We start from the raw sequence: 25,505 nt of genomic DNA on the forward strand, positions 1-25,505 counted from the left end.
CGGTGCGGGTGAGACGGGCCGTTCTGGCCGCCTCGGTTCTGGCTTGAACCCACTCTGCGCCGCCGCTGGCAGCCGCACCCGGCGAATCCGGGGGTGAACTTTCGCGATATTTCTGTGCGGCGGAACTCCTCCGCTTTCGACGGCTGAACGGCCCGATTTCGACGGTCTCAGCAAAAATCTGGCCCTCTCGCAACGGAATGCATTGTGCAAAACCACTTTCAACGATTGAATGACCTCTACGACTGCAGCTATGGAGGTGCCGGTGACCGTTCTCGACGACCATGCAAATGCGAGTGCGTCACGCGCGCAGAGCCGCACCGGGGCCATCGAGCTGAGGGGCATCAGCAAGTACTACGGCGACACGGCAGCAGTCAACGATCTGAGCCTCGACATCGCGGCCGGCGAGTTCATCTCGCTGCTCGGGCCCTCCGGCTGCGGCAAGACCACGACGCTGCGCATGATCGCCGGCTTCGAGCACCCGGATGCCGGCGACATCCTCATCTCGGGCCAGAGCGTGCTCGGCGAGCCGCCGTACCGCCGCAACGTCAACACGGTCTTCCAGGCGTACGCGCTGTTCCCGCACATGAGCATCGCCGAGAACGTCGCCTACGGGTTGCAGCAGAAGCGCACCCCGAAGGCCGAGATCCGCGAGCGGGTGGCCGAGGCCCTCGACATGGTGCAGATGCGCCGCTTCGCCGACCGCAAGCCGACGCAGCTCTCTGGCGGCCAGCAGCAGCGCGTCGCGCTGGCCCGCGCCCTCGTCAACCGGCCGGCCGTGCTGCTGCTCGACGAGCCGCTCGGCGCGCTCGACCGGCAGCTGCGCGAGGAGATGCAGCTGGAGCTCAAGCTGCTGCAGTCCCGCCTCGGCATCACCTTCGTCTTCGTCACGCACGACCAGGGTGAGGCGCTCTCGATGAGCGACCGGATCGCGATCATGCGCGACGGGCACATCGAGCAGCTCGCCGACGCCGACACCATCTACGCCGCACCGGCCACGGCCTACGTCGCCGGCTTCGTCGGCCAGCAGAACTTCCTCACCGGCACCATCGTCGGCGACGAGCCGGGCGCCACCATGCTGCAGAGCGCACACGGCCTGCTGCGGGCGGCGAGAATCGCCTCCGGCACGCCCCGGCTCCGGGTCGGTGCCGCCGCGCAGGCGGCCGTGCGCCCCGAGTTCGTGCAGATCAACGCCCGCTCGGGCGGCGCGCATGCCGCATCCACCGGCGAGGGCGTGGGCGGAGCAGACGGCTCCAACCGGGTCGCCGGCACGCTCATCGGCGTCTCCCACCTCGGCGAGACGATGCAGTACCTCGTGCAGCTCGGCGGCACCGGCACCGCGACGCAGAGCCTGCTCGCCCGCCGGCCCACCCCCGAGGCGCCGCGGCTCGCCATCGGCGACGACGTCTGGTGCTCCTGGAGCCCGGACTCCGTCATCCTCTTCGCCGCCGACGAGCTGCCAGACACTGCGCACGTCGAGCCGCCGACTCTTTCCCCCGTACTGGCAACCCCTGCACCGGCAACCCCTGCACCGGCAACCCCCTTGGAGGACCACTCATGACCGCTGAACGTTCCCCCCTGCGCATTCTCGCCAGCTCATCCGCGGCCCCGATCATCGCCCGCGAGCTCAGCCGCCGGCGCTTCCTCAGCTTCGCCGCCGCCGCGGGCGGCACCCTGTTCCTGGCCGCGTGCAGCAGCCCGGGCAGCAACGCGGGCAGCAGCGCCCAGGCCTCCGGCGGCCCGCTCGAGGACAAGCTCTCCATCTACACCTGGGGCGACTACGACGCCCCGAGCGTGCTCGAGGAGTTCACGTCGACGCTCGGCCCGGCCATCACCCTGGACTCCTTCGCCTCCAACGAGGAGATGATCTCCAAGCTCGTCGCGGCCAAGGGCACCAGCGGCTACGACATCATCGTGCCGACCGGCCCGTTCATCCCGCAGATGATCGAGAACGGCCTGCTCACCAAGCTCAACCGCGACCTCATCCCGAACATCCAGTACATGGACCCGGCCTTCCTCGGCCAGGACTGGGATTCCGGCAACGTGTACACCATCTGCAAGGCCTGGGGAACGACCGGCTTCGTCTACGACAAGACCGTCATCACGCGCGAGCTCACCAGCTGGGACGACTTCATTGACGCCGCCCAGAACGAGGCCAGCGGCAAGACCTCGCTGCTGGACGACCCGGCCCCGCTGGCCGGCATCTACTTCTGGTCCAACGGCATCGACTGGATGACGACCGACCCCGCCGAGCTCGACGCCTGCGAGAACTTCCTCGTCAACGAGCTCGCCCCGCACGTCACCGCCTTCGACTCCTACCCCGGCGGCGCCGCGATCCCGCAGGCGACGCACGCCCTCATGCAGGTCTGGAACGGCGACGCCCGCATCGGAATTCAGGAGAGCCCCGACCCGGAGCGCTGGCAGTGGGTGCTCGGAGCCCCCGACACCGAGCTCTGGATGGACAACTGGGCGATCGCCGCCGGCGCGCCGCACCCGGAGGCCGCGCACGCCTTCATCAACTTCGTGCTCACCCCGGAGAACTCACTCGCCGAGCTGGACTACATCGGCTACCACACCGGCGCGCTCGACATCCAGGCGGCGGCTGAGGATGCCGGCATCGAGATGCTCGACCTGGTCTTCTTCTCCCCCGAGCAGATCGCCACGATGCACACCGGCAAGGTCACCGAGGCCCAGCAGCGCATCGTCGACATCTGGAACAACACCAAGGCCGCAGCGGGCGCTTGATGGCAAGCCCCTCCGCCCCGCGCCGGCTGCCGGCGCCGCTCCTGGCATTCCCGGCCTGGGCCTGGCTGCTCTTCTTCTTCGTCGCGCCCGTCGGCATGGTGCTCTGGTTCAGCTTCGGCTACAAGCCGGGCATCTTCGGCACGCACGCCAACGACGTGCTCTCGTTCGACCGCTACATCGAGGCGCTCTCGCCCACGTTCTTCGCCACCTTCGTCAACACGCTCTGGGTGGGGCTGGCCGGCACGGCGCTCTGCCTGGTGATCGGCGGGCCCGTGGCGTACTGGATGGCGGTGAAGGCGCCGATGAACCGGCGCGGGCTGCTGCTGGCGCTCGTCATGGTGCCGTTCTGGACCAACTTCCTGGTGCGCACGATCGGCTGGCAGGTGATCCTCGCGCCCGAGGGCTGGCTGTCGACGCTGCTGCAGGCCGTCGGCCTGCAGGAGGGGCCGCTTGAGCTGCTCTACACCCGCACCGCCGTGCTCATCGGCGTCGTCTACAACTATCTGCCGCTGATGATCCTGCCCCTCTTCGTCGCCTTCGACCGGGTGGGCGGCTCCCTCCGCGAGGCCAGCAAGGACCTGGGCGCGAACCGCATCCGCACCTTCACCCAGGTCACCGTGCCACTGGCCCAGCCCGGCATCATCGCCGGCGTGCTGCTCGTCTTCATCCCGTTGATGGGTGACTACATCACCGCGACGGTGCTCGGCGGCGCGAAGGGCAACATGATCGGCCAGTTGGTGGCCAGCCAGTTCCAGACAGCGCAGAACTGGGCGCTCGGCTCAGCGATGGCCGTGCTGCTGATCCTGGTGATCGCGCTCACCGTCGCCGCCGGGGCGCTGCTGCTCTGGCTGCTGACCTGGCCGGCCCGTTCCCGTCGACGCCTGGTGTTGGGAGACGCATCATGACCGAGTTGCATGCCACCCGCGCCATCGCGGTCGCCGAGGGGTCCCGCTCGCGGAGCCGGTTCCGCACCCGGCGCTCGGCCGCCGACATCGGCCTCACCGTCTGGAGCATCGCGGTCTTCCTGTTCTTGTTCGCGCCGATCATCGTGATCATCGCCTACTCGTTCAACGTGGGCCGGCTGCTCGTCTCCTGGGATCACTTCGGCTTCGACTCGTTCGCCGCGATCGTCACGAAGCCGGCGATCCGGGATGCCGTCCTGGTGTCGATCCGCACGGGCGCCGTCGCCGCGCTGCTCGCGACCGCGCTCGGCACGCTGGCCGGCATCGCCATGGCCCGGCGCCCCGGCAAGTGGGTGTTCTGGTTCATCGGGCTGCTGCTGCTCGTCTCGGTCACCCCGGAGATCGTGGATGCCGTCGCGCTGCTGCCCTGGCTCGTCTTCCTCGGCCAGGACCTCGGCCTCGGCATCTTCAGCGACGGCATTGTGCGCCTCGTCATCGGCCACTCCCTGTTCTCCACGGCGATCGTCGCGTACATCGTGCGGGCCAGGCTCGTCGGCCTGGACGCACAGCTCGAGGAGGCATCCGCTGACCTGTACGCTCCGCCGCTGCGCACCTTCTGGCGGGTCACCCTGCCGCTCGCGCTGCCCGCCGTGCTCGCCGGCGGCCTGCTCTCGTTCACGCTCAGCCTCGACAACACCATCGTCGCGGCCTTCGTGCAGGTGTCCGGAACGACGCCGTGGCCGGTCTACGTGCTGAGCGCTCTGCGCAGCGGGCTCCGGCCCGAGATCGCCGCCGTGTCGACGATCATGCTGCTGCTCACCCTCTTCGCCCTCGCCATGGTGGCCGTCGTGCTGCGGCGTGCCGGCGACTCCGCCACGCAGATCGCCCGCACCATGGCGGGAAGCTAGGAACACTCGAACCCAGGACAAGCTCCGCACCACCACTGCCAGCCCGAAGGAGCAGCAATGACCAGTACCGACGCCGACCTCGTCTTCTCCGGCGGCACGGTCTTCACCGCCAATACCGTGCGCGCCACGGCGAGCGCCGTCGCGGTCCGCGGCGGGCGCATCATCGCCGTTGGGCATGAGGAGGTGCGCGAGCTGATCGGCCCGCACACCGAGCTGGTGAACCTGGCCGGCCGCCTGCTCGTGCCCGGTTTCCAGGACGCGCACGTGCACCCGGTCTGGGGCGGGCTCGACCTCATGCGCTGCAACCTGGCCGACGTCAACACGCGCACCGAGTACCGCTCGCTCATCGCCGAGCACGCCCGCGACAACCCAGACACCGAGTGGATCCTGGGCGGCGGCTGGAGCATGTCGGTGTTCCCGGGCGGCACTCCCCTGGCATCCGACTTGGACGACATCGTCGGCGACCGGCCCGCCTTCCTGACCAACCGCGACGGCCACGGCGCCTGGGTCAGCTCGCGCGCCCTGCAGCTGGCCGGCATCGACCGCGACACCCCGGACCCGGCCGACGGCCGCATCGAGCGGCTCGCCGACGGCACGCCGTCCGGCACACTGCACGAGGGCGCGATGAACCTGGTGAACCGGCTGCTGCCGAAGGTGGGCGCCGCCGGCATGCGCGAGGCGCTGCTCACCGGGCAGGCCTACTTGCACTCGCACGGGGTGACGGCCTGGCAGGATGCCATTGTCGGCAGCTACGGCGATGCCGACGACCCGGCCCCGAGCTACCTCGCGGCGGCCCGCTCCGGCGAGCTGACCGGGCGCGTTGTCGGGGCGCTCTGGTGGGATCGCAGCCGCGGCCTGGAGCAGATCGAGGAGTTGGTGGCGCGGCGGGCCGAGGTGCACTCTGGCCGCTTCGCCGCGACCAGTGTCAAGGTGATGCAGGACGGCGTCGCCGAGAACTTCACCGCGTCGATGCTCGAGCCGTACTCCGACGGGCACGGGCACCCGAGCGACAACTCGGGCATCAGCTTCGTGCCGCCCGAGATCTTGAACGAGGCCGTCCCGCTGCTCGACGAGCTCGGCTTCCAGATGCACTTCCACGCCATCGGCGACCGCGCCGTGCGGGAGTGCCTGGACGCAGTCGCCGTCGCCGTCGCGCGGAACGGACGCAACGACAACCGCCACCACATCGCGCACCTGCAGGTCGTGCACCCCGAGGATGTGCCGCGGTTCCGCGAGCTCGGCGTCGCCGCCAACATGCAGTCGTTCTGGGCGACGCTGGAGCCGCAGATGGTCGACCTCACGCTGCCGTTCCTCGGGCCGACCCGCTCCGCCTGGCAGTACCCCTTCGGCGACCTGCTCCGCTCCGGCGCCGTGCTGGCCGCCGGCAGCGACTGGTCGGTGTCCACGCCGAACCCGCTCGCGGCCATCCACACGGCCGTGAACCGCCAGGCGGCGCCCGGCTATGAGGAGGGCGACTACGAGCCGTTCCTGCCGGAGCAGGCGATCGACCTGGCCAGCTCGCTCACCGCGTACACGGCCGGCTCGGCCTGGGTGAACCACTTGGACGACATCACCGGCACGATCGAGGTGGGCAAGTTCGCCGACCTCGCCGTGCTCAGCCGCGACCCGTTCGCCGGGCCCCAGGAGGAGATCGGCCTCACCACGGTCGAGCAGACCTTCATCGAGGGCGAGCGCGTCTTCGGCGTCTAGCCCCTGCTCCCCGCTGGCGCACGGGCGCGCCCCGTCGAGCCGACGGGCACACCGCCGTCGGCTCCCCGGCTTCGGGCGCTGCGCTGCTCGTTCCTCGCGGCGCGGCCCCCTCGAGCCGACGTGCACACTCCCGTTGGCTCGAGGGAGCGCCAGCGACCGAAGCCAACAGCGACCCGGACTCGAAACAGAAGTTTCGTGTTTGTTCTGTTTGTGCGTTCCGGTGGGGCGTGACAGCATCGGTTCATGATCACCGCCGATCGCACCGCCGACCCGACCCGTCCGACGCCGGGAGCGCCAGAGCGCGGCGTCGATGTGGCGGGCGTCGCGACGCCGGTTGCCGACACCGACGTCGACGCCCTCACGCTCGGCCGCCGCATCCGCCAGCGCCGCACCGCCATCGGCATGACGCTCGAGCAGCTGGCCGCCGCCATCGACCGCGCACCCAGCCAGGTCTCCACCCTCGAGAACGGCAAGCGGGAGCCGCGCCTCTCCATGCTCCGCACCATCGCGCAGGCACTCGACACCAGCGTGGACGAACTGCTCCGCTCCGAGGCGCCGAGCCCGCGCGCCGCGCTGGAGATCGCCGTCGAGCGCGCCCAGCGCGGGCCCGTCTTCGGGGCGCTCGGGCTGCCGTCGTTCCGCGTGGGCAAAGGGCACAGCGACCAGACCCTGCAGACGATCCTGACCCTGCACAACGAGATCGACCGGCTGCACCGCGAGCGCGCGGCCACCCCGGAGGAGGCCCGCCGGGCCAACGCCGAGCTCCGGGCCACGATGCGCGCCCGCGACAACTACTTCGCCGAGCTGGAGAGTGCGGCCGGTGCTCTGCTCAACGCCGTCGGGCACACCGGGGGGCCGGTCTCCCAGCAGATGGTCGCCGACATGGCCAGCCACCTCGGCTACTCGCTGCACTACGTCGGTGATCTGCCGCACTCGACCCGCTCCGTCACAGACAAGCGGAACGGCAGGGTGTACCTGCCGACAGAGCAGTCGGCGTCTCGGGACTCTCGCTCCCCGATCCTGCAGGCCCTCGCCAGTCATGTGCTCGGCCACGAGGAGCCGCGAAATTACGCCGACTTTCTACAGCAGCGCGTCGAGACGAACTACCTGACCGCGGCGATCCTGCTGCCGGAGCAGGCGACGGTGCGCTTCCTCAGCGAGGCCAAGAACCTGCGCCGCATCTCGATGGAGGAGCTGCGCGACGCCTTCGCCGTCTCCTACGAGACGGCCGCGCACCGCTTCACCAACCTCGCCACCGCGCGCCTGGACATCCCGGTGCACTTCATGAAGGTGCACGAGTCCGGCACCATCATCAAGGCGTACGAGAACGACGCGGTGCGCTTCCCGAGCGACGCGCTCGGCGCCGTCGAGGGCACGATCGTCTGCCGCAGTTGGACGGCGCGCACCGTGTTCGACGTCGAGGATCGCTTCAGCCCCTGGTACCAGTACACCGACACCCCGAGCGGAACGTTCTGGTGCACCTCCCGCATCGAGAAGGCCAAGGAGGGCGAGTACTCGGTGAGCGTCGGGGTGCCGTTCGCACACGTCAAGTGGTTCCGCGGCCGGGAGAGCACACACCGCGCCGTCTCCCGTTGCCCAGACGAGTCGTGCTGCCGCCGGGCGCCGTCCGATCTCGCCGAGCGCTGGGCCGAGCAGTCCTGGCCGGCCGCACGCACGCCGACGAGCCTGCTCGCCGCGCTGCCGACGGGCAGCTACCCCGGCGTTGACCAGACCGAGGTGTTCCAGTTCCTCGAGGCGCACGCGCCCCGCTAGCTCTCGGCCGGTTGGGAGGCGAACGGCAGATCGGGAGGCCGGCCGGCCCCCGTTCCCGCCTCCCAATCTTCCTTCGGCCTCCCAAGGGGGGGTGGTGGGTGGCTAGAGCCGGCTCAGGCCGGTCACGCGCACGACGGCTTCTCCCGCCTCGTCGGATGCCGCCAGGTCGACCTCGGCGGTGATGCCCCAGTCGTGGTTGCCCTCCGGGTCGTCCAGGATCTGGCGCACCTTCCAGCTGGTGGCCGACTCCTCAATCAGCAGCAGGGCCGCGCCCCGGGCATCCGCCCCGGTCAGGATCTCGTCGTGCTCGTCGTAGTAGGCGTCGAGCGCCTCGCCCCACTCTGTCTCGCCGAAGCCGTGCTCGCCGTCCAGCTCGCCGAGCGCCACCGCGTCGTCGCGGGCCGCCAGTTGCACGCGGCGGAACAGCTCGTTGCGCACCAGCACGCGGAACGCCCGCGTGTTGCTGGTGAGCCGCTTCGGCGCGGGCGGCACCACCTCGTGCTCGTGCGCGGCGTGCGCGGCGGCATCCGGGTGCACCATCTCGTTCCACTCGTCGATCAGGCTGGAGTCCACCTGCCGCACGAGCTCACCGAGCCACTCGATCAGGTCATGCAGGTCCTCGTTCTTGAACTCGTCGGGAATCGTCTGCCGGGCGGCCCGGTACGCGTCGCTGAGGTAGCGCAGCACGACGCCCTCCGAGCGGGCCAGCTTGTAGAAGGCGATGAACTCCCCGAACGACATCGCCCGCTCGTACATGTCGCGCACGACCGACTTGGGCGACAGCTCGAAGTCGGCGATCCACGGCTGGGCCAACTTGTACGTGTCGAACGCGGCCTCGAGCAGCTCGCCGAGCGGCTTGGGGTGCGTCACCTGCTCGAGCAGCTCCATCCGCTCGTCGTACTCGATGCCCTCCGACTTCATCGCGGCGACGGCCTCGCCGCGGGCGACGAACTGCTGCTGGCTGATCACCGGGCGCGGGTCGTCGAGGGTCGCCTCGAGGATCGAGAGGATGTCGAGGGCGAAGGAGGGCGAGTCCGGGTCGAGCAGCTCGAACGCGGCGAGCGCGAACGGCGACAGCGGCTGGTTGAGCGCGAAGTTCGGCGGCAGGTCGACGGTGAGGCGGATCTGGATCTCACCGGACTCCAGCTGCCACTGCTCGACGATGCCGGCCTGGCGCAGCGTGCGGTAGATACCAAGGGCCCGGCGGGCCAGCACCAGCTGGTTGCGCCACGGCTCGTGGTTGTCGAAGACGAGGTCGTGCAGGTGCTGGTAGACGTCGCCGCCGCGCCCGATGACGTTGATCATCATGGCGCTGGTGATCTGCATGCGCGAGCTGAGCGGCTCCGGCTCGGCGTCGATGAGCTTGCGGAAGGAGGGCTCGCCCCACGAGACGAAGCCGTCCGGCGCCTTCTTGCGGATGATCTTGCGACGCTTCTTCGGGTCGTCGCCGGCCTTCTCGATCGCCTTGATGTTCTCGCTCTCGTGCTCCGGCGCCTGGGCGACGACGGTGCCGGCGGTGTCGAAGCCGGCCCGGCCGGCGCGGCCGGCGATCTGATGGAACTCGCGCGCGGTCAGGTGCCGCATCCGCTGCCCGTCGTACTTGGTGAGCGCGGTGAGCAGCACGGTGCGAATCGGCACGTTGATGCCGACGCCGAGGGTGTCGGTGCCGCAGATGACGCGCAGCATGCCGCGCTGGGCCAGGGTCTCGACGAGGCGGCGGTACTTCGGCAGCATGCCGGCGTGGTGCACGCCGATGCCGGCCCGCAGCAGCCGGGAGAGCGTCTTGCCGAAGCTCGTCGTGAAGCGGAACTCGGCGATGAGCTCGGCGATCTGCTCGCGCTGCTCGCGGCTGGCGATCTTGGCGCTGGAGAGCGACTGTGCCCGTTCCAGGGCGGCGGCCTGCGAGAAGTGCACGACGTAGATCGGTGATTGCCCGGTCGTGAGCAGCTCCTCGACGGTCTCGTGGATCGGCGTTGTCTCGTAGTAGAAGTGCAGCGGCACCGGGCGCTCGACGCCGGTGACCTCGGCCGTCTCCCGGCCGGTGCGGGCGCTCAGGTCGTCGGCGATGGCGCGGGTGTCGCCGAGAGTGGCCGACATCAGCACGAACTGCACGCGCGGCAGCATGAGCAGCGGCACCTGCCAGGCCCAGCCGCGGTCGGGGTCGGCGTAGAAGTGGAACTCGTCCATGACGACCTGGTCGACCTCGGTGTCCTCACCGTGGCGCAGCGCCTGGTTGGCGAGGATCTCGGCGGTGCAGCAGATGATCGGGGCGTCCGGGTTGACCGCGGAGTCGCCCGTCATCATGCCGACGTTGGCCGCGCCGAAGATCTCGACCAGCGCGAAGAACTTCTCGCTGACGAGCGCCTTGATCGGCGCCGTGTAAAAGCTGCGCTTGCCCGCGGCGAGCGCAGCGAAGTGGGCACCGACGGCGACGAGCGACTTGCCGGTTCCGGTGGGCGTGCTGAGGATCAGATTCGAGCCGGAGACGATCTCGAGCAGCGCCTCTTCCTGTGCCGGGTACAGCGTCAGGCCGCGGTCCCGCACCCAGTCCTCGAACACGTCGAAGACGGCGTCGGGCTCGAGCGCGTCGATGTCGTACGTGTCTGCGTCGGGGCCCCCGGATGCCGCACGCGGCAGTCGATCGAGCAGTGGGATCGTCTCGATCGTCATGCCCTCAAGTCTAGGCGGCGCCTCGGTCTCGATACGGCCCTGGCGGGCCTACTCGCCCAGCGGGGTATCGGGCACAACTCGCTGGTCGACCAGCGGGGTATCGGGCACAACTCGCAGGCCGAGTAGCGAGGGACGAGCGTATCGAGACCGGTATCCGCACTGAGCAGTGAAAGACTGTCCCCATGACGATTATCGCCTCGGCCGACGGTTCAGCGCTTGGAAACCCGGGCCCCGCCGGCTGGGCCTGGTACGTCGACGACGACTGCTGGGCGGCCGGCGGCTGGCCGCACGCCACCAACAACCAGGGCGAGCTCACCGCGGTGCTCGAGCTGTTCCGCGCCACCGCGCACCTCGACGAAGACCTGCACGTGCTCTGCGACAGCCAGTACGTGATCAACTCGGTCACCAAGTGGATGCCGGGCTGGAAGAAGAAGGGCTGGCGCAAGGCCGACGGCAAGCCCGTGATGAACGTCGAGATCCTCAAGGAGATCGACGAGGCCCTGGCCGGCCGCCGCTACCGCTTCGAGTGGGTCAAGGGGCACGCCAACCACCCGATGAACGAGGCGGCCGACGCCCGGGCGCGCGCCGCGTCGGAGGCGTTCCAGAACCGCTCCCCCGTGCCGACCGGTCCCGGCTGGACCCGCGACGGAGCACCAGCCCGGGCTGCGGCGCCCACGACGAGTGCGCCCGCGGCGAGCGCTCAGGCGAGCCCGGCGCCGGAGGCATCCGCCCCGGTCGCCACCCAGCCGGACCTGTTCAGCTTCGACGAGCTCGGCGACATCGACGACGGGCTCTCGCCAGAGGGCACCGAGTGGCGCGAGCTCACCCTGACGCTCAGCGTCGACGAGCACGCGCGCCTGCTCGGCCGCGCCCGCGACCACGGGGTCAGCCCGGAGGAGTTCCTGCGCAGCCTGATCTGAGCAGCCTGACCCGCACAGAGCGACCTGAGCAGAGCAGCCTGACCCGCACGGAGCGGCCTGAGCCGAGTGACTTGAGCCGGCTCAGGCCTTTGCAATCTCCTGCAGCAGGCGGCGGGTGACCTCGCCGATGTGTGCGCGCATCATGCTCTCGGCGCCATCGGCGTCGCGGGCGGCGATGCGCTCGGCGATCAGGCGGTGCTGCTCGATGATCGACTCGCGGTCCTCGAGGTCGGCGACGACCTTGAGGATCCACTCGGCAAGCAGTGCCTTGGCGCGCTCGAGCACGGAGCTCAGCACGCCGTTGCGCGCGGCGGCAGCGACGGCGAAGTGGAAGCGGGAGTCGGCGGCCGCGAACACGGCCGGGGTCTCCGCCCGCTCCATGAGCGCCACGCAGCTCCAGATGGTGGCCAGCTCGGCCTCGTCGGCGCGTTCGGCCGCCAGCCGGGCGAGCGCCCCCTCGACGAAGTAGCGGGCGTCGATCAGTTGCTTCGCGTCGGCGGAGTCGAGGAACAGCCCCCAGCCGACCGCCTCGGTGAGCAGGCTGGACGAGGAGGAGGCGAGGTAGGTGCCGTCACCCTGGCGCATCTCGATGAGCCCGAGCAGGTCGAGGCTCTTGAGTGCCTCGCGGAGCGCGGAGCGCCCGACGCCGAGCATCTCGGCGAGCAGTCGCTCCGGCGGCAGCTTCTCGCCGGGGGCGAGGCGCGAGTTGGAGATTCCGTTGACCAGCGCGGTGACGATCGTGCTGGTCGAGGCAGTGCGGGGGTCTTCGATCGTTGCGAAGTCCCAGCTCTTGCCGGTGTCAGTGGTGGAGGCGGCGGGCACCGGTCAGCTCCTCTGCGATTGCGGATTTCGGTCAACACTACCGCGATCGTGCCGCCCGCGAGCGGCGGCGGCTGCTGCCACCGCCGCTCGTGGCGAACACCGTGCGCGCACCGCCGCAAGGGGGGTCGCGGTGCGCGCACGACGGGATCAGAACCAGCGGTGGCCGATGGTGTTCTTGCCGAGCTGCTCGGCCATCATGCGCACCTGGCGGATGATCAGACCGATGTCGGAGCCGAGCGAGACCATGCCAAATCCCTGGTCCCGGCGCACGATCGCCTCGTCGGTGTTCCTGGCGACGATCCCGGAGGAGATGCCGTGCGCGGTGGCGCGGGCGAGGATGTCGAGGTTGATGTCGGCGACGCCGGGGCCCTCCCACTCGCCGACGTAGCCGAGGCTCGCAGACATGTCGCCCGGCCCGAGGAAGACCGTCTCGATGCCGGGGACGGCGAGGATCTGGTCGAGGTTCTCGTAGGAGGTGATCGTCTCGATCATCGGGACGAACATCAGCTCCTTGTTCGCCTGGGTGACGTAGTTCTCCAGGTCGAGGCCCCACTTCACGTTGCGCTCCCCGCCAATGCCGCGACGGCCGAGCGGCGGGTAGTAGAAGTGCTGGTAGGCGGCGTTGATCTCGTCCACCGTGTCAACGAGCGGCAGGATGATGCCGTGCGCGCCGAGGTCGAGCGCGCGCTTGATCGGCTCCAGGTCCTGCGACGGCGGGCGGACGAAGACAGAGAGCTTCGACCCGGCGGCGGCCGAGAGGTGCCCGGCGATGGCCTTGTAGTCGAGGTAGCCGTGCTCCATGTCGATGCAGATCCAGTCCAGATCCAGCAGCGCGGCGACTTCGGTCACGGCGGGCGCTTCCGAGGTCACCCAGAGGCCGTACGCGGTCTCCTTGTTCGCCAGTTTTGCGCGCAGCGCTTCGTTCATCATGTGATTTGTCCTTCATGTGGTGGGTGGTTCAGGAGGCGGGCTGTCCCGCGAGATCAGTGGGCGCGCGTGGTTTCCGCGAGCCGGTCGTGTTCGCCGCCGGGGGTGGCGGATGCCGTCTCGACGTCCCCGTCGACGGCACCGAAGTTCCATTCGTCCTCAGCCTGCGGCGAGACGCCACGGCTCAGCTGCCAGCGGGAGACGAACATGACGACGAACGGGATCAGGATCGCGGTGGTGATCGTGGCCGCGGCGACCTGCGCCGTCGCGATCGACTGGATGGCCTCGAAGCTCGGGTCGATCAGCGCCACCGCGGCTGGCGTGGCGACTGCGTTGCCGGCAGTCGTCGCCTCGGCCGCGCCGGAGATGAGGTTCCTGGCGCGCTTCGGGCGCCGGCGCAGCACATGTGCCAGCCAGAGGCAGCCCATGGCCGCCGGGCCCGACAGCACGACCGTGAGCAGGCCGAGCAGGATGCCCTGTGCGCCGGCCTCACCGAGGGTCGTGAAGTCGATGCCGCGGCCGACGACGAATCCGAGGAACGGGATCAGCAGCGTCTCGCCCGGGGCGAGGAACACACGGGCCTTGGCGCTCAGATTGCCGACCGCGAAGCCGAGGAACAGCGGCGTGAGCAGCCCGGCCAGCATCTCGAGCGGGAAGGCGGCCAGGCCGGCGGCGCCGAGGGCGATCAGGGTGAAGAACGGCCCGTCATTGAGCGCGATCACCGAGACGGCGCCCCGGTCGCTCTTGTTGCCGAACTGCTTGGTCAGCGCGACGAACAGCGCCGAGTTCGAGTTCGTCATCGCCGCGATGATGGCCAGCGGCACGAGCCCGAACAACGTGCCGCCCGGAATCAGGAAGGCCACCCCCAGCCCGATGATGACGCCGATGCCCACCTTGCCGATGAGGATCGCGACGCCCTTCTCGACGGTGACACCCGTGGCCCGGAAGTTGATCTGCGCCCCCATGCAGAAGAAGAACAGGCCGAGCAGAGCCCCGGTGCCGTCGCGGAACAGCGCCGAGGTGAAACTGCCGAGGTCCAGGGCCTGCGGCCACAGGGTGTTGATCGTGGCGCCGAGGAAGAGCGGGAGGATCATGATCGCTCCCGGGATCTTCCCGATCCACGACCCGAGGGTCGCCACATACTGTTGGAGCCCGGTTTTGGGCGCACGTGTCGTGCTCATATCGCTTTCTCCTTTGAAGGCGCGGATGTCGCGTGGTGGTGGTCGGGTCAGGCCGTCGTGGCGTGGCGCCGTTCAAGTTCGCGGCGCAGCTCGAGTGCGGCGCTGGGGGCGGGCGCCTCGACATCCGCCCAGGTGACCGTCTGCCCCTGGGCGACGGCGCGTGTCACCTTCACGCCGCTGGCCAGTCCCATCGGCAGCGCGCCGACGGCTAGGGAGGTCGCGGCCGGTTCGAGGGTGCCGGTCACGCAGAAGCCGCCCTCGCCGTCCAAGGTCTCGCCCGGGGCGAGGTCGCGCTTGGCCACGCTGACGACGTCGCCGCTGAAGCTGTTCGGGGCGCCGGTCGCCTCGTTGCGCAGCACGGCCGAGGCCACCGAGACATTGAGCTCCATTCCGATCATGTGGTACGGGCGGTAGAGCGAGCCGTAGCGGCCGGAGGGGTCGGTGCGCACGCCGTACTCGGCGAAGCAGTCGCGGGCGTAGTCGGTGCGGGCCTCGAAGGTGACGAAGACGCCCCAGCGCAGGTCGCGGGCGATCTCGCTGCCGTCGCGGTCGAGGCTGGAGATGACCTCGACCATGCCCGGCTGGGCGAGCAGGCCGCCGGCGGAGCGCGGGATCATGCGCGCGGAGAGGTCGTCGACGTCGACCGGCGGGAAGAGCAGGCCGCCGGTGGGAGGGGTGAGGCCCGTCGCGTTGGCGACGGCCGCCATCTCAATCGCCGACTTCGTGCCGTCGAGGAAGGAGTTGAACATCTTCGGGTTGAAGTCGCCGCCGGCGAGCTGCTCGTCGGTGAATCCGTAGTAGTCCCAGACGGTGTCGGGGGTCGAGTAGCGGTACTCGGGCAGGTACTTGGTTCCCTTGCCGGCCGAGATGACGTCGTATCCGACGGTGCGGCACCAGTCGACCATCTCGCAGATCAGCGCGGGCTGGTCGCCGTACGCCATCGAGTAGACGACGCCCGCCTTGTCGGCGCGCTCCTTGAGGATGGGGCCGACCAGCGAGTCGGCCTCGACGTTGACCATGATGATGTGCTTGCCGCTGTCGATGGCGGCCAGGGCGTGGTTCACGCCGGCGATCGGGTGCCCCGTGATCTCCAGCACGATCTCGACGTGCGGCGAGTCCAGCAGGGTGGCGGAGTCGACCACGGCGGTGCGGCCCTGCTTCACGGCCTCCTCGATGCTGATCTCGTCGTAGCGCTCCCGAGCCCAGCCCGTGCGCTCAAGGGCGGCGAAGGCGCGCTGCGGGTCGAGCTCGGCGACGGCGACGAGGTGGATCTCGGGCTGGTTGACGATCTGCGTGAAGTACATCGACGCGAACTTGCCCGCGCCGATCACGCCGACGCGGATCGGGCCGGAGGCCTCGGCACGGCGGGCGAGGAGAGAGTGGAGATTCATGGGGATCCTAAAAGGTGAGGGTGGCGGCCCGGTCGTCGGTGACGGGGCCGATGGTGCTGTGGCGAGAAGCGCAGTGGCCGGTGGCGCGCGGCCGTCTAGCTTTCGGCGCCGAAGGTGAATGCGGTCAGCGGCTCGTCGGTCGCAACGGGCAGCGAGCGGATCGGCGAGAACTCGGTGGGGTACATGATCTTGTTGTCCCAGCGGATGATCATCGGCCGCACGACGCCGATGCAGTCCTGCCACTCCGGGTCAGCGGCGAGTTCCGCGCGGCGCCGACGACGCTCCTCGAGGTCGGCGAACGCCCAGAAGTGGTTGACCTGGTTCTGGGTGCCGAACTCCGTGACGAAGTAGCCGAGGAAGCCGCCGAGGATCCGCTTCTGTGCCGGCAGACCCCGGGTGGAGTACTCCCGCAGGAAATCGGCCATGGGGGTGCCCGGGTTGATGTCGTATGTGCGTTGTTCGATGAGCATGCGCTCGGCCTCCTGTATGCGTCGTTGCAAGAACCTGTGTGAGCGTACCAAGAGAAAGCACAATTGGTCAACCGGTCGACCAATTGTGCGAGAACGGATGCCGCCCCGCGGCCGCGTCCGCGCGTGCGGGCTCAGCCGGCCGCGGGAACCGCCGGCGTCTCGCGGCGCTGCACCTTCACCCAGGTGAAGAATCCCCAGAGCGTGAAGGCGCCGTAGAAGATGAACAGGATCGCCGAGGCGTAATAGCCGGCGCTCAGCAGCAGCGGGACGCCGACAATGTCGACGGCCACCCAGATCAACCAGAACTCGGTCCAGCCCTTGGCCATGCCCCAGGTCGCCAGCAGCGAGCCGACGAAGATCCAGGCATCGGCCCAGACCGGCTCGAAGGAGCCCAGCGCCGTGAAGATCGGCGTGAGGATCGCCGTCCCGGCCACCATCGCCACGACGAGCGCCACCCGGATGCGCGCCCCGGCCCAGCGCGGCTGCACGGCCACGCTCATGCCGGTTGCAACGTCGACGCGGCGGCGGGTCTGCGACCAGCGCACCCAGCCGTAGACAGAGACGGCGATGAACATGATCTGCCGACTGGCCTGGCCGAGCAGGTTCACGGGGTTCGGCGTGCCGAAGACGGCGCCGAGGAACACGGTGAACAGGAGCGCGTTGCCGACGATGCCCACCGGCCAGGCCCAGATCTTGCGGCGCATTCCGCCGATCGCACTCGCGATTCCGAAGCCGTTGCCGATCACCTCGCGCCAGAGGATGGTCTGGTCGCCGATGACGAGCTGGGCGTCAAAAAGCCATTCGAGCACGTTCATGCGATTTAGAGCCCGGGGGTGCGGTGGTTGGGGTCCCGCCGGGTCAGGGCGGCCTTCGCCTGGGCCTGGGCGGCCGCGTTGACGACGGCGGCCTCCTCGGCGGCAACCTTCGCGTCCCGACGCTTCTGCAGGATCCGCTCGACCCAGACGCCGAGCAAGCGCCAGCCGACGAGGAACGCGCCGAGCGTGAGCGTCGCGACGATGACGAAGGCGATGTCGGTGCCCTGCCCGGAGAGCGCGCGCAGCGCCATTCCGCCGGCCACGGTGACCAGCCAGATCAGGATGCCCGTCGGCCAGACCCGATCCGGCGAGCGCCAGGCCCGGGTGAGGAGCCAGCCGAGCAGCAGGGCGGCGAAGAACGGCCAGGCCGTCTGCCAGGTGCCGGCGAGGTCGAAGGTCTCATCGTGGCTGCGGCGCCCGATCAGCACGAAGGCGAACACCAAGATCAGGTCGATCAGCAGGTCGGGAAGCACCTTGGGTCGCGCGGCACGGGTTTCAGACATGCCTCCAGTGTATTTCGTGGTGGGCGGATGCCGCGGGCGGACGGACGCGGCCGGGAGGGCATGCGTTACGCCGTGTGGCGCACCGGTCGCCCGTGAAACCGGGCCGCACCCGGTTCGTCATCTGCCGGACATCCGAAGGGCATACGCTCAGCTCAGAAGCAACGCACCGCGGGGGCCGCAGTCGCCGCGGGCGTGCACGGGAGGGGTGCTCATGGGCAAGCAGGGGTCGGGGATCGAACACGAAGTGGCGGCGGAGCCGGAGTCGCCCGGTCTGCACGCGCTCCGCCAACTGGCCATGGCCGAGATCGCCCGCGACATCGAGCTGCACAGCGCCCTCGGCGAGGAGCCGTTGCACTTCCTGCCCACGCTGCCGACCCTCGACGAGCAGGTTGTGCTCGACCTGCGGCGCGAGCGCTGCACGCTGCCGGAGCTGGCCGCGGAGCGGGCCCGCGCCTACCACCCGGCCGCCCGGCCGGGGGCGGCCGAGGAGTTCGAGTTCGGGATGCTCCGGGCGATCGCGCTCGAGTACCCCGCTCTGAGCGGCGCCGTGTGGCGGCTGCTCGGCCGGGCGCCCCGGCAGCTGGGCCGCGCCGGCTAGGGCAGGGGGCGCGCGCCCTCCGCGCCGGGTGCCGCTGCCAGCAGCGCGGTGAGCTCGCCGGCATCCGTCACGGGCAGGCGGCAGACGAACCGCTCGCAGAGGTAGCTCGTCGCCCGACCGCCCTGGGTTCGGCGACCCGCGAAGAGCTCGAAGCCGGCCGCGGCGAAGGCTTCCGCCTGTTCCTCACCGAGCGCGATCTGCACCGAGACGGATGCCGCGTGCCGCCGCGCCTCGGCGAGCAGCGCCGCCGCGGCCCCGTCCGGCGCGCTGCCCACAGGGGCATCGCCTGTAACCACACTGACCAGTTGCACGACCGGGCGCCGGAGCCGCTCCGCCAGTGCGAGCAGCCCGCCGTAGCCGAGCGGGTTCTCCGCCGCCGTGGGCCCGACGAGGGCAACCGCGGCCTCGGCAGCCTCCCGGTACCGCCGGTCGCCGCTGAGCAGCGAGAGCTCGAATGCGGCCGATGCCAGGGCGCTGAGCCCCGACGGGTAGGCCCCCTCCGAGGCGTCGAGCTCCAGCGCCATGCCCTGCGCGGCGAGCACGTCCTCCGCGCCGCCCGGCACCGCGAACGGGAGACTGCTCCCCCGGGCCGCGTCCAGGCAGGCGTCGACGAGGTCGCGCGCGATGACGGCGTAGCGGGCCTCCCCGCTGGCGCCGGCCAGGGCGAGCAGGCCTCCGGCCAGCATCCCGTAGTCCTCAAGAGTGGCCGGCGCGTCCGAGACTCGCTCCCCGAGCGAGGCCCGCGCCAGCCGCCGCGGATCACCCTCGGTCGCGGGGCGCAGGTGCAGCCGGAGCAGTGCCTCGGCGGCGGCGCGGGCGCCGTCGACCCACTCGGGCCGCTGCCGTGCGGCACCGGCGCGCGCGAGCGCCCCGATGGCCAGCCCGTTCCAGCCGCTCAGCACCTTCTGGTCCAGGGCGGGCGGATCCACCTCCGCGCGGTCCTCCTCCTCCAGCGCGTAGTACCCGCCCTCGCTGCGCCGCCCGTCGAGCGTGCTCTCGGAGTCTTGCGCGCTCGCGAAGGCCCCGCCGGGCAGCCGCAGCACGCCGAGCAGGAACCCGGCCAGCGCCTCGCTCAGGGTCTGCGCCCACCGGGCGCCCGGGTCGTTCTGGCCGGCGCGCACCGCGGCATCCAGCAACAGCGCGTTGTCGTAGAGCATCCGCTCGTAGTGCGGATCGCCCCAGTCGCGGCGGGTCGAGTAGCGGAAGAAACCGCCCTCGACGGGGTCGCGCAGCGGGGAGGCGCCCATCAGTTTGAGCGTGCGGGCGCCGAGCGCTGCGCCGTCGGCGCGCTCCACCAGAAAGCCGAGTGCGGGGGCGACGGGGAACTTCGGGCCGGAGAACTGAGGCGGCGTGCCGAAGCCGCCGTAGACGGGGTCCTCCAGCGCGGCCAGCCGCGCGACCGCCTCCGCCAGCTCTGGCTCGTCGGGGATCTGGCCGGTCGGCGCGGCGGCCGACCCCGCCCCCGCCTCGGCCAGTGCCGCCGCCACGGCCGCGCCGGTCTCCTCGACGGCGTCCCGGCGGACGGCCCACGCCTCCGACACCGCGTGCAGCAGCTCGGCGAAGCCGGGCAGCCCGTTCGCGGCGACGGGAGGGAAGTAGCTCCCCGCGTAGAACGGGTGGCCGCCCGGGGTGGCGAAGACGGTGAGCGGCCAGCCCAGGTTGCGGGTGAACGCCCCGGCCGCGGCCATGTAGCTGGCGTCGACGTCCGGGTGCTCCTCCCGGTCGACCTTGATGGCGACGAAGCGCGCGTTGATGAGCTCCGCGGTGGCCGGGTCGCTGAAGCTCTCCCTGGCCATGACGTGGCACCAGTGGCAGCTGGAGTAGCCGATCGAGACCAGCACGGGCACGTCGCGGCGGGCGGCCTCGGCGAAGGCGTCGGCGCCCCACGGCCACCAGTCGACGGGGTTATCGGCGTGGGAGCGCAGGTACGGGCTGATCGCGTCGGCCAGTCGATTCGCCATGCTCACAGCGTAGACCGCGCCCGCGATCAGGTCACGGCTCGCGTTGGATGACGCGCACGACCGCCTCGGCGAGCGCCTGCGTGGGGTCGACGACCGGGGCGCGGAGCCGGGCACCCTCGAGGGCGATCGGCAGCTCCGTGCATCCGGCGATCACCAGCTCAGCGCCCGCGTCCACCAGCTCGTCCGCCGCCCCGGCGATCAACGCGCGCGTCTGGGCGTCGACGATGCCGGCCTTCACCCGCGTGATGCCCGCCATCACGCGGGCTTCCTGCGTCTCGGGCGTGGGTGCCAGCGGCACGAAGCCGTGCCGGCGCAGCGCCTCGTCGTAGAGCAGGCTCGCCTGCGTGCCGGTGGTGGAGAGTAGCCCGATGCGCCGGGCGTGCGGGTGCCGCGCGCGAATGCCGAGCACCGTCTCCTCGATCATGTGCACGAACGGGATCCCGACCTCGCCGGCGATGCGCGGGATGAAGGCGTGCGCGGTGTTGCAGGGCACCGCGATGACCGCCGCCCCGCCCGCGCGCAACAGCAGGGCCCCGGCCAGCAGCAGCGGGGTGGGGTCGACGCCGCCGTGCAGGAGGGCTCCCGTGCGATCGGGGATCGTCGGGTCCGACCAGATCAGCGTGCGCAGGTGCTCCTGGTCGGTGCGGGCCGGCGTGGCCCGCACGAGCTTCGCGTAGAAGTCGGCCGTCGCCGCCGGGCCCATTCCGCCCAGGATGCCGACGATGCGGCCAGGGTCGGCGGCGAGCGGGATGCCGGCACCCTGGCCGGCATCCCGCGTGCGCGTGGCCACGAGGCTCAGAGGACCTTGTCGAGGAACGCGCGGGTGCGCGGGGAGGAGGCGTCGGAGAGCACGCTGGCCGGCGGGCCGGATTCGATGATCGTTCCCGCGTCGAAGAAGCTCAGCGTGTCTCCCACCTCGCGGGCGAACCCGATCTCGTGCGTGACGACGACCATGGTCATGCCGCCGAGCGCGAGTGCCTTCATCGACTCGAGCACCTCTTCGACCAGTTCGGGGTCGAGCGCGCTGGTCGGCTCGTCGAACAGCATCAGCGTGGGGTCCATCGCGAGCGCCCGTGCAATGGCCACGCGCTGCTGCTGCCCGCCGGAGAGCTGGTGCGGGCGCTTGGTGGCGTGGTCGGCGAGGCCGACGCGGTCCAGCTCCTCCATGGCACGCCGACGGGCGGCGGCCTTGTCCATCCGCGCGACGTTGATCAGGCTGGTGGCCACGTTCTCGGCCGCGTCGAGGTGCGCGTAGAGGTTGAAGCGCTGGAAGACCATGCCGATTCCGGCGCGGAACTTGGCGAAGTCGCGGTCGCGCCAGGGGCGATAGCTCTCGCCCTCCAGGGTGTAGCCCACCTGGGCGCCCGCAACCTCGAGCCCTCCGCCGTCGACGGTCTCCAGCGCGTTGATGCAACGCAGGAAGGTGGACTTGCCCGATCCGGATGGGCCGATGATGCAGCTGACCTCACCGGGGCGCACCTCGAAGTCGACGCCGTTGAGCACCTTGTTGTGGCCGAAGCTTTTGGTCACGGCGATCGCCCTGACGAGTGGATCGGTCATCGGGTCGTCGCCTTCTCTGAGATGGTGGCAATGCTCTCTGTCGCGGTCTGCGCCTGCTGGCCGTTCCGCAAGAACTTCTGCACGAAGCCGGGCCCGCGCACGAGGCGCACGGCGTCGGATCCGAAGCGGCGCTCCAGCTTGGATTGGAAGAACGTCGCAACGGCGGTGAGCAGCATGTACCAGAGGCTCGCCACGATCAGCAGCTCGATGATGAGGTTGTTCTGCTTGTAGATCTGGCTCGCGTTGGTCATCAGGTCGCTGCCGGCGACCACGACGACGAGCGACGTCGTCTTGAGCATCGAGATGAACTCGTTGCCCGTCGGCGGGATGATGATGCGCAACGCCTGCGGCAGCACGATGATGCGCATGGTCTGCATGTGCGTCATGCCGCCGGCGAGGGCGGCCTCGGTCTGGCCGCGGTCGACGGCCTGGATGCCGGCACGCACCGTCTCGGCGAAGTAGGCCGCGAGGTTCAGACCGAGACCGAGCAGCGCCGCCATGAAGCTGGTCATCACCTGGTTCGTGTCCCACTGCACGCCGATCTGGGTGAACGGCACCTGCAATGTGAGATACGGGAAGAGGAACGCGAGGTTGTACCAAAAGATGAGCTGCACCAGCACCGGCGTACCGCGGAAGAACCAGATGTACCCGGCAGCGATCCACTGCAGCACGGGGTTCTTGGCGAGCTTCATCACCGCGAGAACGACTCCCAGGCTGAGCCCGATCACCGTGGCCAGGATGCTCATCCAGATCGTGACAACGACTCCGTCGAGAATGCGCGGGGAGAACAGGTAGTCGAAGACCCGGTTCCAGCGGATGTTCTCGTTGAAGATGATCGCGGTCGCCAGCCAGACCACGACCAGCACCGCGAGGGTGCCGACGAGCCAGCGACCAATGTGCCACCGCGGGGTGATGGGGGTCTCCGAGCCGTCCGCGCCGAGGATCGGTGCGGTACGCCGGTGTGATGCAGTCATCCGTGCTCCTACTGGCCGTCGTTGACGACCGCGGAGTCCACGGCCATCTGCGGCACGCCCCACGCATCGAGGATCGCGGCATAGGAGCCGGAATCGATCATGGACTGGAGTGCCTTCTGGATCAGGTCGACGAGCTCGGTGTTCTTCTTGTCGATCGCGATTCCCCAGGGGCTCTCGCCGCCGGAGATGGCGATGGCTTCCAGCCCGGAGTCTGCCTCTGCCGCGCGGTGCACGGCGACGGGGTAGTCACCGATCGTCGCGGCGGCACGGCCGCTCTTGACCGCGAGGATCGCCTCGGAGTCGCCCTCGAACTTGAGGATCTCGATGGCGCCATTGCCGTCGGTGGTGCACTGCGCGTCGAATTCGGCGGCGAGGTCGGCCGAGGAGCCGTTGTCGACGACGGAGACAATCTGGCCGCACAGGTCGGTGGGAACGGCGATGCCGCTCGGGTTGCCCGTCTGCACGAGGAATGCGTTGCCTGCGCTGACGTAGTCAACGAACGACATCGTCTCGCGGCGGGCCTCGTTGTCGGTCATCGACGACATGATCATGTCGAAGCGGCCGGTGAGCACGCCCGGGATCTGGGCGTTGAATTCCTGGTCGGTGATCACGAGGTCGACGCCGAGCGTGCGGGCGATGCCGCGCCCCAGCGACGGGTCGAGTCCGACGATGACCTTGCCGTCCGCGCCCCACATCTCCATCGGCGGGTATCCGACGGAGGTGCTGAGCTTGATGCCGCCGGCGCGCAGCGACTCGGGAACGGTGAGGGAGCTGTCGGGCTCGATGCCCTCGATGACGCTGGCCGCGAGGTCCTCGGCGGGGGCCGAGATGAGGACGACGTCGCTGGCTCCCTCTGCGCCGCCGGCGCCGGCAGCGGAGTCGGACCCCGCGAGGCTCTGCGCGCCACACGCTGTCGTGCCGAGCAGAACCGCGCCGAGCAGGAGCGCGAGTGCGCCGCGGGCGGGGGTGATGGGGATACGCATAGTGTGACTCCTCATTTCTTGTTCCGGATTGCTCCGGGCTGTGTGTGTGACTGGGGACTCGGGGGCTAGCGCTGGAAGCGCACGGCGCCGCCGACCACGGTGCTGAGGACGGTGATGCCGCGCAGCGCCTCCGGCTCGGCGGCGAAGGGGTCGGCGTCGAGCACGATGAAGTCGGCGAACTGGCCGGGGGCGAGCCGCCCGACCGTGTGCTCCTGCCCCGCCGCGTAGGCGCCGCCGTAGGTGTAGGCGGAGATGGCCTCGGCCACGGTGAGACGCTCCTCCGGCTCCCAGCCGCAGGCCGGCTCGCCGGACTCGCTCTGGCGGGTGACCGCCGCGTGGATACCGTGCATCGGCGTCGGGTCTTCGATCGGGGCGTCCGAGCCGAAGACGAGCTGCGCCGAGGACTCCGTCAGCGAACGCCAGGCGTAGTTGCCGAGCTCGCGGCCGGCCAGCAGCGCGTCCGCGATGGGGATGTCGGAGGTGCAGTGGGTCGGCTGCAGTGACGGCAGCACGCCGAGCGCGGCGAAGCGCGGGATGTCGGCGTGCCGGATGTGCTGGGCGTGCTCGATCCGGTTGCGCAGGCCGCGCTCCGCGGAGGTGGCCCGAATCTCCTCGTAGGCGTTCAGAACCAGGTGGTTGGCCTCGTCCCCGATGGCGTGGGTCGCCACAGCGATCCCGGCGGAGGCCGCCTTCTGGGCGAGCGCGACGAGCTCGGGGTAGGCGACGATCTCCACGCCGTGGTTGCCCTCCTGCCCGGCGAAGTCCTCTCCCATGTGCGAGGTGTGCGAACCGAGCGCGCCGTCCGAGAAGATCTTGACGGGGCCGGTGGTGAACCACTCGTCGCCCTGGCCGGTGTAGCGGCCCTCTGCAATGGCGGCGTCGAGGTGCTCCAGCGGGATCATCTTGTGCACGCGCATGTGCAGGTCGCCGTCGGCCTGCATCTGCAGGTAGGCCTCGCGCACGTCCTCGGCATCGATGTCGTGCACGCCGGTGAGCCCGAGCGAGAGCAGGTGCGCCTGTGCGCGCTTCAGCTGGGGCAGCAGCTCCGCGGCGGAGACGTCGTTCTGCAGATCGCGGAGTGGGTAGCGGGCGGACTCGCGCAGGATCCCGGTCGGCTCGCCGTCTGCGTCGCGCACGATCTCACCGCCGACCGGGTCGGGGGTGTCACGGGTGTAGCCCACCGCCTCGAGGGCGAGGGAGTTCGCCCACATGGTGTGGCCGTCGACGCTGGGCAGGGCGATCAGGCAGCCGTTGCTCACCGCGTCCAAAGCGGCGCGGTCGGGCTGAACGGGCACGTCCCAGGCGTTGGAGTCCCAGCGCCCGCCGACGATGAACGTGCCGGGCTCGCGCGTGGCGACGTAGCGGCTCACCCGCTCCAAGGCCTCGGCGAGACTCGTGCAGCCGCGCAGGTTGAGCGCATCGAGCTCGCGGGCGATGGCACCGGTGTGGATGTGGGCGTCGATGAAACCCGGGATGACGGCCGCGCCGTCCAGGTCCACACTCTCCACATCCGCCTGCGCCTCGGCGAGGGTGACGGCCTCCTCCCCCGTGGCGGCGATGACCCCGTCGACGACGAAGATCGCATCGGTGGGCGCAGAATCCCCCACCATGGTGTGGATCCGGGGGTGGCGGAAGAGCGTAGAAACCATCAGTTTTCCTTGCGAGTGCGAGGGCGTACGTGGGAATGTCATGCAA

At 70.1% G+C, this 25,505-nt stretch carries 22 protein-coding genes; 8 read left to right on the forward strand and 14 right to left on the reverse strand.

The features are described 5' to 3' along the window. Positions 1–229 precede the first annotated feature (229 nt). The 6 genes from BLT62_RS17320 to BLT62_RS17345 all read left to right on the forward strand — a co-directional run bounded on the left by BLT62_RS17320 (position 230) and on the right by BLT62_RS17345 (position 8,035). The gene (locus BLT62_RS17320; RefSeq protein ID WP_231919283.1) at positions 230–1,558 is read left to right on the forward strand and encodes an ABC transporter ATP-binding protein; all 1,329 of its coding nucleotides are present in this window, start codon (positions 230–232) and stop codon (positions 1,556–1,558) included. Then, a complete protein-coding gene (locus tag BLT62_RS17325; protein WP_083365191.1) occupies positions 1,555–2,742 on the forward strand; it encodes an extracellular solute-binding protein in 1,188 nt (395 codons plus the stop codon). Before BLT62_RS17320 ends, BLT62_RS17325 begins: the two co-directional genes overlap by 4 nt. Further along, on the forward strand, positions 2,742–3,647 hold the full coding sequence (locus tag BLT62_RS17330; RefSeq protein ID WP_083365192.1) for an ABC transporter permease: 906 nt from the start codon (positions 2,742–2,744) through the stop codon (positions 3,645–3,647). Before BLT62_RS17325 ends, BLT62_RS17330 begins: the two co-directional genes overlap by 1 nt. Next, complete coding sequence (locus BLT62_RS17335) at positions 3,644–4,552, forward strand: ABC transporter permease (protein ID WP_083365193.1); 909 nt, start codon at positions 3,644–3,646, stop codon at positions 4,550–4,552. The genes BLT62_RS17330 and BLT62_RS17335 overlap by 4 nt, the downstream gene beginning before the upstream one ends. 57 nt (positions 4,553–4,609) lie before the next feature. Next, positions 4,610–6,262: an amidohydrolase gene (locus BLT62_RS17340; protein WP_083365194.1), complete on the forward strand. Its 1,653-nt coding sequence runs from the start codon at positions 4,610–4,612 to the stop codon at positions 6,260–6,262. 243 nt (positions 6,263–6,505) lie between these two features. Further along, entirely contained in the window at positions 6,506–8,035 is a 1,530-nt protein-coding gene (locus BLT62_RS17345; RefSeq protein WP_083365195.1) for a helix-turn-helix domain-containing protein, read from the forward strand. 102 nt (positions 8,036–8,137) lie between these two features. On the opposite strand, the gene BLT62_RS17350 is transcribed toward BLT62_RS17345, so the two are convergent. Continuing rightward, on the reverse strand, positions 8,138–10,690 hold the full coding sequence (locus BLT62_RS17350) for a DEAD/DEAH box helicase (protein ID WP_407937570.1): 2,553 nt from the start codon (positions 10,688–10,690) through the stop codon (positions 8,138–8,140). Between the two features lie 197 nt (positions 10,691–10,887). On the opposite strand from BLT62_RS17350, the gene BLT62_RS17355 reads away from it, so the two are divergent. After that, positions 10,888–11,625, forward strand: coding sequence for an RNase H family protein (locus BLT62_RS17355; protein WP_083365197.1), 738 nt, complete (start codon positions 10,888–10,890; stop codon positions 11,623–11,625). Positions 11,626–11,706: 81 nt separating this feature from the next. Here the strand turns inward: BLT62_RS17355 and BLT62_RS17360 are convergent, their stop codons facing one another. From BLT62_RS17360 to BLT62_RS17390, 7 genes are all read right to left on the reverse strand, one after another. Then, complete coding sequence (locus BLT62_RS17360) at positions 11,707–12,447, reverse strand: FadR/GntR family transcriptional regulator (RefSeq protein WP_083365198.1); 741 nt, start codon at positions 12,445–12,447, stop codon at positions 11,707–11,709. A 147-nt stretch (positions 12,448–12,594) separates the two neighbouring features. After that, a complete protein-coding gene (locus tag BLT62_RS17365; RefSeq protein ID WP_083365199.1) occupies positions 12,595–13,377 on the reverse strand; it encodes an HpcH/HpaI aldolase family protein in 783 nt (260 codons plus the stop codon). A gap of 53 nt (positions 13,378–13,430) precedes the next feature. Further along, positions 13,431–14,555: a 2-keto-3-deoxygluconate permease gene (locus BLT62_RS17370; protein WP_083365200.1), complete on the reverse strand. Its 1,125-nt coding sequence runs from the start codon at positions 14,553–14,555 to the stop codon at positions 13,431–13,433. A gap of 47 nt (positions 14,556–14,602) precedes the next feature. Then, positions 14,603–15,946, reverse strand: coding sequence for an NAD(P)H-dependent oxidoreductase (locus BLT62_RS17375; RefSeq protein WP_083365201.1), 1,344 nt, complete (start codon positions 15,944–15,946; stop codon positions 14,603–14,605). Between the two features lie 95 nt (positions 15,947–16,041). Beyond that, on the reverse strand, positions 16,042–16,416 hold the full coding sequence (locus BLT62_RS17380) for an NIPSNAP family protein (RefSeq protein WP_083365202.1): 375 nt from the start codon (positions 16,414–16,416) through the stop codon (positions 16,042–16,044). Positions 16,417–16,547: 131 nt separating this feature from the next. Then, positions 16,548–17,231 (reverse strand): nicotinamide riboside transporter PnuC, encoded by a 684-nt coding sequence (gene pnuC, locus BLT62_RS17385; protein WP_083365203.1) that lies wholly within the window; start codon positions 17,229–17,231, stop codon positions 16,548–16,550. A gap of 5 nt (positions 17,232–17,236) precedes the next feature. Further along, entirely contained in the window at positions 17,237–17,734 is a 498-nt protein-coding gene (locus BLT62_RS17390; RefSeq protein WP_083365204.1) for a DUF3054 domain-containing protein, read from the reverse strand. Between the two features lie 211 nt (positions 17,735–17,945). On the opposite strand from BLT62_RS17390, the gene BLT62_RS17395 reads away from it, so the two are divergent. After that, the gene (locus BLT62_RS17395) at positions 17,946–18,332 is read left to right on the forward strand and encodes a hypothetical protein (RefSeq protein ID WP_083365205.1); all 387 of its coding nucleotides are present in this window, start codon (positions 17,946–17,948) and stop codon (positions 18,330–18,332) included. On the opposite strand, the gene BLT62_RS17400 is transcribed toward BLT62_RS17395, so the two are convergent. The 6 genes from BLT62_RS17400 to BLT62_RS17425 all read right to left on the reverse strand — a co-directional run bounded on the left by BLT62_RS17400 (position 18,329) and on the right by BLT62_RS17425 (position 25,459). Next, the gene (locus BLT62_RS17400) at positions 18,329–20,293 is read right to left on the reverse strand and encodes a thioredoxin domain-containing protein (RefSeq protein ID WP_083365206.1); all 1,965 of its coding nucleotides are present in this window, start codon (positions 20,291–20,293) and stop codon (positions 18,329–18,331) included. The genes BLT62_RS17395 and BLT62_RS17400 overlap by 4 nt on opposite strands. 31 nt (positions 20,294–20,324) lie before the next feature. Then, on the reverse strand, positions 20,325–21,083 hold the full coding sequence (gene cuyB, locus BLT62_RS17405; protein ID WP_231919284.1) for a cysteate racemase: 759 nt from the start codon (positions 21,081–21,083) through the stop codon (positions 20,325–20,327). Positions 21,084–21,088: 5 nt separating this feature from the next. Beyond that, positions 21,089–21,853, reverse strand: coding sequence for an amino acid ABC transporter ATP-binding protein (locus BLT62_RS17410; RefSeq protein ID WP_083365207.1), 765 nt, complete (start codon positions 21,851–21,853; stop codon positions 21,089–21,091). Beyond that, a complete protein-coding gene (locus BLT62_RS17415; protein ID WP_083365208.1) occupies positions 21,850–22,827 on the reverse strand; it encodes an amino acid ABC transporter permease in 978 nt (325 codons plus the stop codon). The genes BLT62_RS17410 and BLT62_RS17415 overlap by 4 nt, the downstream gene beginning before the upstream one ends. Positions 22,828–22,835: 8 nt before the next feature. After that, on the reverse strand, positions 22,836–23,810 hold the full coding sequence (locus BLT62_RS17420) for an ABC transporter substrate-binding protein (RefSeq protein WP_156786417.1): 975 nt from the start codon (positions 23,808–23,810) through the stop codon (positions 22,836–22,838). A gap of 65 nt (positions 23,811–23,875) precedes the next feature. Beyond that, positions 23,876–25,459 carry an amidohydrolase gene (locus tag BLT62_RS17425; protein ID WP_083365210.1) on the reverse strand — a complete coding sequence of 528 codons (1,584 nt, stop codon included), beginning with the start codon at positions 25,457–25,459 and terminating at the stop codon, positions 23,876–23,878. Between the last annotated feature and the right edge of the window lie 46 nt (positions 25,460–25,505).

It is taken from the genome of Microterricola viridarii (assembly GCF_900104895.1).
Lineage (GTDB): Bacteria > Actinomycetota > Actinomycetes > Actinomycetales > Microbacteriaceae > Microterricola > Microterricola viridarii.